Source organism: Sphingomonas faeni (assembly GCF_030817315.1).
GTDB lineage: Bacteria > Pseudomonadota > Alphaproteobacteria > Sphingomonadales > Sphingomonadaceae > Sphingomonas > Sphingomonas faeni_C.
Window position 1 is genome coordinate 2,457,655 of sequence record NZ_JAUSZF010000001.1, and the last position, 13,678, is coordinate 2,471,332.

The window sequence follows — 13,678 nt, forward strand, 5'->3', positions numbered from 1 at the left end:
CGAACATGCGCTTTCCACCCCTCACAATCAACCGCGCACCTGGCCGGTGCCGCGGCCGATCCATTTGTAGGTGGTGAGGCCTTCGAGCGCGACCGGGCCGCGGGCGTGGAGGCGACCGGTGGCGATGCCGATCTCCGCGCCGAGACCGAACTCGCCACCATCGGCGAACTGGGTGGAGGCGTTCCACAGAACGATCGCACTATCGACCGTAGTCAGGAAGCGTTCGGCAACGGCGGCATCTTCTGCGACGATCGCATCGGTATGGTGCGAGCCGTGGCGGGCGATGTGCGCTACCGCTGCGTCGAGGCCGTCCACGATCGCAACCGACGCGATTGCGTCGAGATATTCGGTATCCCAGTCGATGGCGGCGGCGGCGGCAATCTCGGGAACGAGTGCCCGCGCGCTTGCGTCACCGCGGACCTCGCACCCCGTCGTCGCGAGGCTTCGGATCAAGGCGGGTGCGTTCGCATAGGCGCGGTCGATCAGCAGCGTCTCCATCGATCCGCAAACGCCGGTGCGGCGCATCTTAGCATCGACGACGATCGCCGCCGCCATCGCAGGGTCCGCAGACGCATCCACATAGACGTGATTGATGCCGTCCAGATGCGCAAGGACGGGAACGCGCGCTTCTGCCTGAACGCGGGCAACCAGGCTCTTGCCGCCGCGGGGGATGATCAGGTCGATCATCCCGTCCGCCTTCAGCATGGCACCGACGGCCGCGCGATCGGTGGTCGGCACGAGTTGCACCGCATCTACGGGCACCCCGCCCGCTTTCAGTCCCTCGACCAGCGCCATATGGATCGCGCGATTGCTGTTCACCGCTTCGGACCCGCCACGCAGGATCGCTGCGTTGCCGGCCATCACGCACAACGCTGCAGCGTCGGCGGTGACGTTCGGGCGGCTCTCGTAGACGATGCCGATGACGCCGATCGGTACGCGGACGCGCGAGAGCTTCAGACCGTTCGGACGCTCGCTGGCGTCGATCAACTGCCCGACCGGATCTACGAGCGCCGAGACTGCCGCCACGCCGTCCGCCATCGCCGCGACGCGCGCCTCGTCCAGCCGCAACCGATCCAGCAGCGCGCCCGACAGACCGGCGTCCGCTGCACGCGTCATGTCCTCCGCGTTCGCTGCAACGATTCCCGCCGATGCCGCCCGGATCGACTCCGCCGCCGACACGAGCGCCGCAGCCTTCCGCGCAGACGGCATCGATGTTAGCACCAGCGCGGCCGAGCGCGCGCGGCGCCCCATTTCGGCGATCAATTGGGTCGGATTTTCTACGTCGGCCATGGCCCGCGCGCTAGCATGCGAAACCCCTCGCGCCAACGCCGCGAACTCGTTACGCTACCGATATTACAGGGGGGCTCATGACCGGAGATATCGAAGCAGCGGCGGATATCGCCACGGGTGCCCTGGTCGGGCGCGCGTTCGAACCGAAGGCGGGGGGCGCCCATGATGCGCGTGCCGGCCATGGTCCGGACGATGCGCTCTGTCTCAACTGCGGGACTCGGTTGATCGGCGAGCATTGCCACGCCTGTGGGCAGTCCGCGCACGTCCACCGTTCGCTCGGCGGGATCGGGCACGAGATCGCGCACGGGGTCTTCCATTTCGAGGGCAAGATCTGGCGGACGTTGCCGTTGCTGATCCTGCATCCCGGCACACTGACGCGTCGATACGTCAATGGCGAGCGCGCGCGGTTCGTGTCGCCGCTCGCGCTGTTCCTGTTCACCGTCTTCCTGATGTTCGCGACGATCGGCGCGGTCGGCGGCGCAATGACCAAGGACTTCCTCCAGGACAAGCGCTCCGGGAAGACGTCGGATTATGCGCACGAGGCGGCGAAGGCTCGCGTCGTGCTCGACAGGGTCGAGGCGCAAAAGGCAGCGGCGGTAAAGGCGGGTGCGACCTATTCGGGAGAGTCGATCGCCGCCCTCGACCAGCAGGCAAGCGCGCTACGCACCACCGTTCGGGCACTCGGCGTGGCGGCGGATATGCAGGACGGTGCCGCCTACGGCACGGTCATCGATCTCGGCGACTTCAAGACCGGTTGGGAACGGCTCGATCACGGCATCGCCAAGGCGAACGGCAATCCGGGGCTGATGCTCTACAAACTCCAGACCAGCGCGTATAAATACAGTTGGGGGCTCATTCCGCTCTCTGTGCCGTTCATGGCGCTACTGTTCCTGTGGCGGCGGCGGCATCATCTCTACGATCACGCGATCTTCGTGACCTATTCGCTGGCGTTCATGATGCTGCTCACGATCGTGTTGATCGTCGCGGGCGTCATCGGCGTCGCGGAGGGCTGGATCGTAATGGCGGCGCTGTGCGTGCCGCCGGTGCATATGTTCGCGCAGCTCCGGGGGGCGTATTCACTGCGCAAGCGTTCGGCGGCGTGGCGGACGGTCGCGCTGCTGACGTTCGCGTTCACGGTCCTGTTGGCGTTTATCGTGCTGTTGTTGCTGCACGGTTTGACGGACTGAGCGCAGTAAGGCGGCCTCTCCCAACCTCCGTTCGTGCTGAGCGAAGTCGAAGCGCCTGCATGCGGGGTATGCCCTTCGACTTCGCTCAGGGCGAACGGAGAAAGGAGCACTCTTTTAGCGGCAGGGGTACAGGTTCGCCAGAACACGCGCGTAGCCGTCCTTGAGAGGGCGTTTCCGGTAGCTGGCGGGGAGTTCGTTCAAGCCGTCGAGCATGTCCATGATGCCGACCGATTGGCCCTCCGGAACGCAGGCGATCGGTGGCTTGCCGGCTGCGGCGCGGGCGGCGCGTTCCGCTTTGAGTTGGTTGGTCGCGGCCTTGGCTTCGGCCTTCAGCGCAGGAAGATCCGGCGACATCAGTGCCATAGGACCCTGGTCGCGAAGCGCGTTGGCGCGGGCCAGAAACGTACCGACGGTCATCGCCGCGCCCGCCGGCATCGCCACGCCGACCATCAGCAATGCTGCGACTACAGCCTTCAAACGCGAATACGACATGGGCGACCTTTCCTAAGAAAGACCGCCCATAGAGTTACTTAAGTGACTGACGAGTGAACCGGATCACGCCCCCAGCGGTGTCGGCGTACCGAACGGCCCCGACGGACGCCGCGTCTTGGGGATCGACGTACCCGCACGCGGGACGGTCGACGCCTTCGCACCCGGATCCGGACGATCTAGGTCTTCGCCCGCGATCAGCTTCTTGATCTCGTCACCCGTCAGCGTCTCGAACTCGAGCAGCGCACCGGCCACCGTGTGGAGCTGGTCAACATGATCGCTCAGCACCTGCTTGGCGCGGTCGAGACCGCCTTCGACGATCCGCTTGATCTCGTCGTCGATCAACTGCGCGGTCTGGTTCGACATGCGCGACGGACGGCTCGACGAGTAGCCGAGGAACGACTCGCCTTCAGGCTCACCATATTCCAGCGGCCCGACCTTGTCCGACATGCCCCAGCGCGTGACCATGTCGCGTGCCAGACCCGTCGCGTACTGGATGTCGCCCGAAGCGCCCGACGAAACCTTGTCGTACCCAAAGATGACTTCCTCGGCGACGCGACCGCCCATCGATACCGCGAGGTTCGCATACATCTTGTCGCGGTGATAGCTGTACGAATCACGCTCGGGCAGACGCATCACCATACCCAGCGCACGACCGCGCGGAATGATCGTCGCCTTGTGGATCGGATCCGACGCAGCCTCGTGCATCGCGACGACGGCATGGCCGGCCTCGTGATACGCGGTCATCCGCTTCTCGTCGTCGGTCATGACCATGCTGCGACGCTCGGCGCCCATCATGACCTTGTCCTTGGCCTCTTCGAATTCGGCCATCGCCACCAAGCGCTTGCCCTTGCGTGCCGCATGCAGCGCCGCTTCGTTGATGAGGTTGGCGAGGTCCGCACCCGAGAACCCAGGCGTGCCGCGCGCGATTACGCGAGCGTCGACGTCGGGCGCCAGCGGCACCTTCTTCATGTGCACTTCGAGGATCTTGATGCGACCCTCGATATCCGGCCGCGGCACGGTAACCTGGCGATCGAAACGGCCCGGACGCAACAGCGCAGGGTCGAGCACGTCCGGACGGTTGGTCGCGGCGATGATGATGATGCCCTCGTTGGCCTCGAAGCCATCCATCTCGACCAGCAGCTGGTTCAGCGTCTGCTCGCGCTCGTCGTTGCCGTTGCCGAGACCGGCACCACGATGGCGACCGACCGCGTCGATTTCGTCGATGAAGACGATGCACGGTGCGGACTTCTTAGCCTGCTCGAACATGTCGCGGACGCGGCTCGCGCCGACGCCGACGAACATCTCGACGAAGTCCGAACCCGATATCGTGAAGAACGGCACGCCGGCTTCACCCGCGATCGCGCGGGCGAGCAGCGTCTTACCGGTACCCGGCGAACCGACCAGCAATGCCCCCTTGGGAATCTTGCCGCCAAGGCGCGCGAACTTGGTCGGATCCTTGAGGAACTCGACGATCTCTTCCAGCTCTTCCCGCGCCTCGTCGATGCCGGCCACGTCCTGGAAGGTGACTTTACCCTCCTTCTGCGTCAGCATCTTCGCGCGGCTCTTGCCGAAGCCCATCGCGCCCGAGCCCGAGTTCTTCTGCATCTGCTTGAGCACGAAGAACGCGATGCCGAGGAACAGCAGGAACGGCAGCGACTGATACAGGAGCAACGCCAGCATCGACGGACCCTCTTCGGGCTTCGCGCTGATCGAAACGCCCTTGTCGCGCAGCTTCGGCACCAGCGTCGAGTCGGGGATCGGATACGATTTGAACTTCTCGCCCGAAGACAACGTCCCCGAGATGATATCGCGCGAGATGTTGACGTCCTTGACGGTGCCCTCATCGACCTTGTCGAGGAATGCCGAATAGGCGATCGTGTTACCGGACGACGCGGCCGTGCGGCCGTCGAACATGGTCACGAACAGCGCCAGCGCGAGCAGGATGCCGACCCAGATCAGCAGGCTTTTCATCCAAGGATTGCCGCCGCCGTTTTCGGGACCGCCATTGCCGGGGCCGCCGTTTCCGGGGCCCTGGGGCTTCTGACCGCGGTTGTCGTTGTCGCTCATGGGTGCACGATACCTTTCACCGCACAAGATAAGCGTGCGCGGGTTAATGGCAATGGAACAACGCGCGACTTGCGTTGATCAGTGTGAACGGACGGGCACGTCACGTGAAGCTTCTACGCGGGACCTCTACGAGGGGGCGCCTCGCGGAAGCGCCACACGTCGCCGCGGACGCTGGCGATAATTCCGGCCTGCGTGGTGCGCTTGCCCGCCATCAGCGAGTCGAGCAGGCTTTCGATGTTGGCCGCCTCGGTCCATTCGGGCGCGACGATGCCCGCCTCGGTGCGGACCGTGCCGATCGCGCGGCGGGCGAGGCGGCGCAAGATTTCACGGGGCAGCTTCTCGACCGCGAGCTTCACCTCGCTCCCGCCGACCTTTGCCCGTTCGGCCCAGATCCACTCGACCATCGCGCGGACGTCGGTATCGGTCTCGGCGAGCGCAGCGGCGGCGCGCGCGAGGTTGGGCGTGCCGAGCCATTCATTCTCGCCAAGCAACCGGCGGAAACGCGTGCGATCGTGACGATCGTCGTGGTTCGAGGGATCATCGAAGAACGGCACTTCGGCGCGGCGAACGATCGCGCGGAGTTCGGCGCGGCGCCAGTCGAGCAACGGACGGACGACCGTCACGCCGTGGATTTCGGTGCGCGCGCGGACTCCGGCGAGGCCGGCGAGGCCTGAACCGCGGGCGGCGCGCATGAGGAAAGTCTCGGCCTGATCGTCGGCGTGGTGGCCGGTGACGAGCGCCCCTGCCCCGATCGCGCGGGCGTGATCGGTGAGCAGGGCGTACCGCGTGGTGCGCGCCTGCGCCTGGATGCTCGCGCCGGTGATCGGTTCGCTCGGCGCGAGCGTGGCGTGGGGAACGCCGAGCGTCGCGCAGTGCGCGGCGACCATCGCGGACTCCTCCACCGCTTCGGGGCGGAGGCGGTGGTCGATGCTCGCGACCGTAAAGCCGGGCGGTAGCGCTTCATGCGCGAGGGTGAGCATCGCCATGCTGTCGGGGCCGCCGGAGACGGCGAACAACGGATTGACGATGTCGCTGGCGATCCGCGCGAAGTCGGCGGCGAAGCGGCGGCCTTCTTCGGTCATGCGGGGTTGGCCGTCATCGTAGAAAGTCCACCACCCCGGCGGAGGCCGGGGCCCAATTGGGGGACGGTAATGACCGAGCGCGGCCCCCCGTTACGACGACCTTGCCAATTGGGCCCCGGCCTCCGCCGGGGTGGTGCTGATGTGTGACGTGACGTCACAGACAGGCGGAGACCCACGCGCACTAAAGCACAGTTTACTTGCACTTCGCCGCGCTGCGCCCGGCGGCGACCTGCCCCTTCATCGCCGACGCCATCTTGGCGCCATAGACGTCGTTCAGCTCGTCATACACCTTGCACGCATCCGCCGACTTGTTGAGCTTGGTCAGCGCCTGGCCGAGGTACAGCAAGCTGTCCGGCGCGCGTTCCCCCTCGGGCATCTTCTTGTAATTGTCGTAGAACGCCATCGAGGCGAGGCTCGGCTTGCCCTCGTCGAGATACGCGCGGCCGAGCAGGTTCTGCGCATAGCTGGCGCGCTTGCTCTTCGGGTATTCGGCGACGACCTTCTTCAGTTGCGCCTCCGCCTGCGGGTATTGCTTGGCCGCCCAGAGGCGATAGCCGTACATATATTCGTCTTCCGCCGGATCGCCGGTCGACGGCTTCTCGACCGAAACCTTGGTCGGTGCCGGAGTGGTCGGCCGGGACGCCGTCTCGGGGCGTGTCGTCGGGCGCGAAGGACCGTCGCTCGACTGGTCATCGGACTCGATCGGGCCGCCGGCCCCTGTCGCGATCGGCGCGGGGCCGGTCTCCAGCGTCTTCATCCGCGCGTCGTTAGAGCGGCGGTAATTGTCGAACGCATCCTGCAACAGGCGCGTACGGTTCTGGTTCTGCTCGATCTGCTCCGTCAGCGACGTCATCTGCTGCTCCAGCGACGTGACGCGCTGGTTCACGTCGGCGAGCGCACTGGTCGCGGGCGAGCCAGGCCCAGGACCCTGCTCGCTCTGCGGCGCGCGCACTTCGGGCTGGAGCATCTGGCCGGCACCACCCGGGAAGACCTTCCGCTGAACCGCGCGCATTTCGCTTTCGAGCTTGCCGACGCGACCCTCGACATTTTGTGCCTGTACGGCAGCGGGCAGCAGCGCCGCGAGGCAGACGCCGACCAGAATTGACTTACGCATGGGCCACACCCCCCGGTGGATTGGTTAATCGTCCGGGTATACCTGCGCTACCCTTCCTGTCGCCAGCCTTAAGGCCCCGGCGAATATCTGCTCCAATCACGGATTGGGCGTTGCCGTGGCGGCGGACGGCGGGTTGGCGGCCGCGTCCAGGTTGGCGCGCTGCGTTTCGCTCATCCGAGGACGCTGCGTGCGCGGACGCATCGGGCGCGCGCGATCCGACGGGCGCGTCGAGGTGGTTTCGACGTCGGACGGCGTGTACTGGGGCTCGGGCGTGCCGGCGATCCGCGCGGCGATCGCCGGCGCACCGACGCGCACGTCCTTGATCGCACGCTCGCCGGTACCCAGCGCCGGCGCCGCGGAACCGTTGAGCGTCACCGCCAGCTTGTCCGCACGACCGATGTTGATCTTCGGGTCCTTGGCATCCTTCGGCACGTCGAACTTCTCGCCGGGCTTCATCGTGCCGAGGTACAGCGTCTTGTTGTCGGCATCGTAGACCCGCATCCACACCTCGTCCGAGGCGGTCAGCGTGACCTGTCCATCGGCAGGTGTAGCCGGCGCCGGCACCGGTTGCGCGGTCTGCGCGGCGGGGTTCGGCACGGTTTCGGCGATTGGCGTCGTGGTCGAGGAATTGCTCGAACCTCGGAACATGTCGGTCCCGTACCAGAGGCCGACCAGCACGAGCACCGCGATCGCCAGCCCCAGCGCGACGATCGCAATCCCGCGTGACGGCACGCGCGACGGATCGGTCATCTCGTACGGTTCGTACTCAGGCTTCTTGCTGCCCATTTTCGCGACGTCGCTACGGACGAGGTTTGCGATCTGTACCTCGTCGATGCCCATCGCGCGCGCATAGGCACGGCTGAACCCCACTGCGTAGGTCGAGGACGGCAGCGTGGAATAATCGGACGCCTCGATCGCTTCGAGGTGGCGCAACGGTACACGGGTCCGCGTCCCGATGTCCGCGACGGTCAATCCCTGCGTCTCGCGCGCCTTGCGGAGAATGTCGCCAGCACGCTCTGGTTGAGCCGGTGCTGCGTTCTGGCCGGTTTCGACCTCGTCCATTCTTATCTCCGAACGCGGGCGCGTAGCGTTGCCCGCCATGTCACCCGTCTTTCAGAGGCCCCCAGCCGTGTCAACGCACCGCGCGCCTTAACCGCAGCTTTCCGCGGATCAGACGATTTCGACGCCGTTTTCGGTCGCCCAGGCGGTCAGCGCACCGCGCATGTCGCGCGGCGGATCGGCCAGCAGCCCTGCCATGTATTTGGTGAGCGCCGCGCGATCGAGCGAACGCGTCATCGCCTTGATCGGACCGACGGCCGCAGGAGTGATCGACAACCTATCGATCCCAAGCCCGATCAGCGCCATCGCCTCCAGCGGACGCCCGCCCATCTCGCCGCACACCGCCAGGTCGACGCCCGCTGCGCGGACCGGTGCGACCAGCCGCGCGATGAAGCGGAGGATCGACGGGCTGAGCCAGTCGTAACGCTCGGCAAGCTTCGGGTTGGCGCGATCGGCGGCGAACAGGAACTGCGTGAGGTCGTTGGTACCGATCGACAGGAACTCGATCCTCGGCAACAGGATGTCGAGCATCTCGGCGAGCGCCGGCACCTCCAGCATCGCACCATAGCGGATCGCCAGCGGCATTTTCCGCCCGCGTCCCTCTAGCCAGGTCCGCTGCGCCTCGAACAGCGCCCGCGCCTCGTCGAACTCCCATGGCTCGCTGACCATCGGGAACATCACGTTGAGCGTGCGGCCCGCAGCCGCCTCCAGCAACGCCCGCGCCTGCACCTTCATCAACCCGTCTCGCTCCAGGCCGAGGCGCAGCGCACGCCAGCCCATCGCCGGGTTCTCCTCGTCAGAATCTTCCTTGTTGAGATACGGCAGCGCCTTGTCACCACCGATATCGACGGTGCGGAAAATCACCGGGCGATCGCCTGCGGCATCGAGCACTTCGCGGTAAAGCCGCTGCTGGCGCTCGCGCTGCGGCAGCGTGGCGGAGACGAGGAACTGGAACTCGGTGCGGAACAGGCCGATGCCGTCGGCACCGGTAACGTCGAGTGCGGCGACGTCGTCGCGGAGGCCCGCGTTGACCATCAACGTCAGCCGGTGGCCGTCCTTGGTGATCGGCGGCACGTCGCGCAAAGCCGCGAACGCAGCCTTGCGCTTCTGCCGCATCGCGAGCCGCGCATCGAACGCCTCCTCCATCGCCGCGGAGGGTCGTGCGAAGACGTTGCTCTCGGCGCTGTCGAGCAACAGCATGTCGCCCTCCGCCACGAGGCGGCGGATGTCGCGCACCCGACCGAGAACCGGTACGCCCATCGCCCGCGCGACGATCGTGACGTGCGCGGTCAGCGACCCTTCTTCCAGGATCACGCCCTTCAGACGCCGCTTGTCGTATTCGAGCAGTTCGGCGGGGCCAAGGTTGCGCGCAATGAGAATGGTGTCCTGGCGCAAGCCCATCTGCGCGGCGGTGCCCATCTGCCCGGAGACGATGCGGAGCAGCCGGTTCGACAGGTCCTCCAGATCGTGCATCCGGTCGGCGAGCAACGGATCGTCGATCTGGCGCATGCGCTGGCGAGTGCGTTGCTGGACGCGCTCGATCGCCGCCTCGGCGGTGAGGCCGGAGTCGATCGCCTCGTTGATGCGCCGCGCCCAGCCCTCGTCGTACGCGAACATCTTGTAGGTCTGGAGCACTTCGACATGCTCGCCGCCGACGCCGAACTCGGCCTCGCGCGTCATCCGGTCGATGCCTTCGCGCATCTTGTCGAACGCCGCGTAGACGCGGTGACGCTCGGCGTCGGTGTCCTCGGCGACGGTGTGCTCGATGGTGATCCGCGGCTGGTGATAGACCGCGAAGCCCGCGCCCATGCCGTCGACCAGCTTTTGCCCGGGGATGCGCATCGCCGCGGTCGACTGCGGGCGATCCGCGCCGCCGCCGGTGGTGTCGATGAGCCCCGCATTGGCGATCAGTTCGGACAGCACCATCGCGACGGTCTGCAACGCCTCGATCTCGACGTCCGCATATTTGCGACGATCGGTGTGCTGGACGGCCAGGACCCCCACGGACCGCTCGCGGCGGATGATCGGCACGCCCGCGAAACTGTGGAAACGGTCCTCGCCGGTCTCGGGCTTGTAGGCGAAATCGGGGTGGCTGGCGGCTTCGTCGAGGTTGAGCACCTCGACGTCCTCGGCGATCGTGCCGACAAGCCCCTCGCCCAGCGCAAGCTTGGTGACGTGGACCGCCGCCTGGTCGAGGCCGCGGGTGGCGAACAGTTCGAGCACGCCTTCGCGCAACAGGTAGATCGAACAGACCTCGCTGTCGATCGCGGTGGCGATAATGCCGACTACGGCGTTCAGCTTGGCTTGCGCGGACGTGCGCGACGCCATCACGTCGTGAAGGCTGGTGAGAATTTCGCGGGCGGAGGCGGCGGCCGAAAGGGGCATTCGCGTTGGCTATCAGATGAAGCGCTTGGGTGCCACGCAACAAAAGCAGTGTCGGGGCGAAGTTCGATCGATCTGTTGGCGGGGATTCTTACAAGCGAGGATCGATAGCGTCGAACACTCCCTCGCTTCCCCCCTCCCTGTAAGGGAAGGGTCGGGGGTGGGTCGGCCCGCTTGAGCCACCACGGTCTGGACATGCGGAAGCCGACCCACCCCCTGCCCCTCCCTTCCAGGGAGGGGGAAGAATCAGGCGTCGAACAGGCCGTCCTGGCTGCCGGTCGGTGGGTTCAGGCCTAGGTGCTTCCACCCCCCCGCGTTCAGAAACCGCCCCCGCGCCGTTCTCGCGATCAGGCCACGCTGGATCAGATACGGCTCAATCACCTCCTCGATCGTATCGCGCGGCTCGCTCAACCCCGCCGCCAGCGTCTCCACCCCCACAGGCCCCCCGCGATAAATATCCGCGATCATCATCAGATACCGCCGATCCATCGCGTCGAGCCCAAGCGAATCGACCTCCAGCCGGTTCAGCGCCGCATCGGCCGCCCGCGCATCGACCGTGTCATGCCCCGCCACATTGGCGAAATCGCGCACCCGTCGCAGCAATCGCCCAGCAATACGTGGCGTCCCCCGAGCGCGCCGGGCGATCTCCATCGCCCCATCCTTCGCGATCCCCAACCCGAGCAGCCCCGCCGCGCGCGTGACCACCCGCTCCAGCTCCTCGACCGTGTAGAATTGCAATCGCACCGGAATCCCGAACCGATCCCGCAGCGGCGTCGTCAGCAACCCCTGCCGCGTCGTCGCGCCGATCAGCGTGAACCGCGGCAAATCGATCCGCACCGAGCGCGCGGACGGCCCCTCGCCGATCATCAGGTCCAGCGCACGGTCCTCCATCGCCGGATACAGCACCTCCTCGACCGCCGGCTGCAACCGGTGGATCTCGTCGATGAACAGCACGTCGCCATCCTCGAGATTGGTGAGCAACGCCGCGAGATCCCCCGACTTCGCGATCACCGGCCCCGACGTGGCGCGAAACCCCACCCCCATCTCCCGCGCGACGATCTGCGCGAGCGTCGTCTTGCCCAGCCCCGGCGGCCCGAAGAACAGCACGTGATCCAGCGCATCGCCGCGCGATTTCGCCGCCTGGATGAAAATCCGCAAATTCTCGCGCGCGGCCTTCTGCCCGACGAATTCGTCGAGCGTCTTCGGGCGCAGCGCTGCGTCGACGTCTTCGGGACGCTTGGCGGCGGTCAGGATGCGGTCTGTATCGGTCACACCCTGCGTTAGCGCGCTCGCGGCGAAGGGGGCAAGGCGGCTATGGGTGCGGGATGACGAACGACACCGCGCAGCCCGACCTGTATCTGCTCTCCGGAGTTTCGCCCGCGCTGGAGGCCGCGCTCGCCGAGCGCTTCACGCTACACCGCCAGAATCCGCCGGCGACGACGCGCGCGATCGTCGGCGGCGGGAGCAGCGTGGTCGACACGGCGTTGCTCGATCGCCTCCCCGCGCTGGAGATCGTCGCGATCCACGGCGTCGGTTACGACGGCATCGACCTCGCCGCGACCAGGGCGCGCGGCATCGCGGTCACCACCACACCCGACGTGCTGACCGACGACGTCGCGGACCTCGCGCTCGGGCTGATGCTGGCGGTGCAGCGGCGGATCGTCGCCAACGACCGCGCGGTACGCGATGGCGGCTGGCAGGTCGACCTCGCGCGCCGGGCAAGCGGGCGGCGGATCGGCATCTTCGGGCTTGGCCGGATCGGCAAGGCCATCGCCAGGCGCGCCGCGCCCTTCGCGAGCGAACTCCATTATACGGCACGCTCCGCCAAGCCCGATTTCGCGGGCGTGTTCCATGCCGACATCGCGTCCCTCGCGGCGGCGTGCGACGTACTGATCATCGCCGCCCCCGGCGGCGACGCAACGCATCATATCGTCGATGCCGGCGTTCTCGCAGCGCTCGGCAAGGACGGCATCCTCGTCAACATCGCTCGCGGCAGCCTGGTTGACGAACCGGCGCTGGTAACGGCACTCCAGGCCGGGACGATCGCAGGCGTGGGACTCGACGTGTTCGCCGACGAACCGTCCGTCCCCGAAACGCTCAAGACGATGGATCAGGTCGTCCTGTCACCACACCAAGGCAGCGCGACCGTCGACGGGCGGGCGGCGATGGCGGCACTGGTCGTTGCCAATCTGGACGCGCATTTTGCCAGACGACCGCTGCCGACTGCACTCTGAAACAGGGACTTTGAGAAACCAAGCGCCCCCCTTTTCCGTTCGCCCTGAGCGAAGTCGAAGGGTGTGCCCCAAGTGAAGGTGCTTCGACTTCGCTCAGCACGAACGGAGGATGGGAACGAGCGAAGGCTTAAGAACGAACCGAGCCGGTCCGAACCCTAAGACTTGGAAGCCTTCCGCAACGCCAACCGCACCAGCGCATCGAGCGAGGCCCCCGCCCCCAGTTCCTCGTCCGCCGCAGCCACCGCCACGCTCGCCTCGTTCGGCCGGAACCCCAAATTGAGCAACGCCGACACCGCATCCGCGGACGCCCCCGGCGCGGCGTTGACCACCGCCGGCCCGAGCCCGAGCGCAATACCGCCGACCTTGTCCTTCAACTCCATCACGATCCGCTGGGCGAGCTTTGGCCCCACCCCGTTCGCGCGCGCGACCATCGCCTTGTCGCCACTCGCGATCGCGCGTGACAGATCGACCGGCTCCAACGCCGACAGGATCGCCAGCGCAACCCGCGCGCCGACCCCCTGCACGCCCGTCAACAACCGGAACCAGTCGCGCTCGTCCGCGCTGGAAAACCCCACCAGTCGCTGGAAATCCTCGCCGACCAGCAATTCGGTAAAGACGGTACACGCCTCGCCGACCGGCCCCAGCGCGGACAAGGTGCGCGCCGACGCGCCGACAAGGTAGCCGACGCCGCCGACGTCGATCACGGCATGGTCGATGCCGGTCGAGTCCAGCCGTCCTTTGAGATGCACGATCATTGGGTCACGCGGTAGA

Annotated in this window: 11 protein-coding genes; 2 read left to right on the forward strand and 9 right to left on the reverse strand. The window is 66.7% G+C overall.

Annotated features, from left to right (window positions below):
• Positions 1-27 precede the first annotated feature (27 nt).
• Complete coding sequence (locus tag QFZ54_RS11350; RefSeq protein ID WP_307087151.1) at positions 28-1,290, reverse strand: glutamate-5-semialdehyde dehydrogenase; 1,263 nt, start codon at positions 1,288-1,290, stop codon at positions 28-30.
• Between the two features lie 77 nt (positions 1,291-1,367).
• Here QFZ54_RS11350 and QFZ54_RS11355 point away from each other — a divergent pair, with 77 nt between their 5' ends.
• Positions 1,368-2,477, forward strand: a complete 1,110-nt coding sequence (locus QFZ54_RS11355) for a DUF3667 domain-containing protein (protein WP_307087153.1) — start codon at positions 1,368-1,370, stop codon at positions 2,475-2,477.
• A gap of 114 nt (positions 2,478-2,591) precedes the next feature.
• Here the strand turns inward: QFZ54_RS11355 and QFZ54_RS11360 are convergent, their stop codons facing one another.
• The 7 genes from QFZ54_RS11360 to ruvB form a co-directional block, all read right to left on the reverse strand.
• Positions 2,592-2,969 carry a hypothetical protein gene (locus tag QFZ54_RS11360; RefSeq protein WP_307087155.1) on the reverse strand — a complete coding sequence of 126 codons (378 nt, stop codon included), beginning with the start codon at positions 2,967-2,969 and terminating at the stop codon, positions 2,592-2,594.
• Positions 2,970-3,032: 63 nt separating this feature from the next.
• Positions 3,033-4,940, reverse strand: a complete 1,908-nt coding sequence (gene ftsH / locus QFZ54_RS11365) for an ATP-dependent zinc metalloprotease FtsH (protein WP_373458596.1) — start codon at positions 4,938-4,940, stop codon at positions 3,033-3,035.
• Between the two features lie 209 nt (positions 4,941-5,149).
• Positions 5,150-6,118 carry a tRNA lysidine(34) synthetase TilS gene (gene tilS, locus QFZ54_RS11370; protein ID WP_307087159.1) on the reverse strand — a complete coding sequence of 323 codons (969 nt, stop codon included), beginning with the start codon at positions 6,116-6,118 and terminating at the stop codon, positions 5,150-5,152.
• A gap of 193 nt (positions 6,119-6,311) precedes the next feature.
• Complete coding sequence (locus QFZ54_RS11375) at positions 6,312-7,232, reverse strand: tetratricopeptide repeat protein (protein WP_307087161.1); 921 nt, start codon at positions 7,230-7,232, stop codon at positions 6,312-6,314.
• Between the two features lie 96 nt (positions 7,233-7,328).
• Positions 7,329-8,294: a helix-turn-helix domain-containing protein gene (locus QFZ54_RS11380; RefSeq protein WP_307087163.1), complete on the reverse strand. Its 966-nt coding sequence runs from the start codon at positions 8,292-8,294 to the stop codon at positions 7,329-7,331.
• A 108-nt stretch (positions 8,295-8,402) separates the two neighbouring features.
• Positions 8,403-10,676 (reverse strand): phosphoenolpyruvate--protein phosphotransferase, encoded by a 2,274-nt coding sequence (gene ptsP, locus QFZ54_RS11385; RefSeq protein ID WP_307087165.1) that lies wholly within the window; start codon positions 10,674-10,676, stop codon positions 8,403-8,405.
• A gap of 243 nt (positions 10,677-10,919) precedes the next feature.
• Positions 10,920-11,945, reverse strand: coding sequence for a Holliday junction branch migration DNA helicase RuvB (gene ruvB, locus QFZ54_RS11390; protein WP_307087167.1), 1,026 nt, complete (start codon positions 11,943-11,945; stop codon positions 10,920-10,922).
• 53 nt (positions 11,946-11,998) lie between these two features.
• Between ruvB and QFZ54_RS11395 the strand changes: the two genes are divergently transcribed.
• A complete protein-coding gene (locus QFZ54_RS11395) occupies positions 11,999-12,907 on the forward strand; it encodes a 2-hydroxyacid dehydrogenase (protein ID WP_307087169.1) in 909 nt (302 codons plus the stop codon).
• A 155-nt stretch (positions 12,908-13,062) separates the two neighbouring features.
• Here the strand turns inward: QFZ54_RS11395 and ruvA are convergent, their stop codons facing one another.
• Positions 13,063-13,662 (reverse strand): Holliday junction branch migration protein RuvA, encoded by a 600-nt coding sequence (ruvA, locus tag QFZ54_RS11400; protein WP_307087171.1) that lies wholly within the window; start codon positions 13,660-13,662, stop codon positions 13,063-13,065.
• Positions 13,663-13,678: the final 16 nt, after the last annotated feature.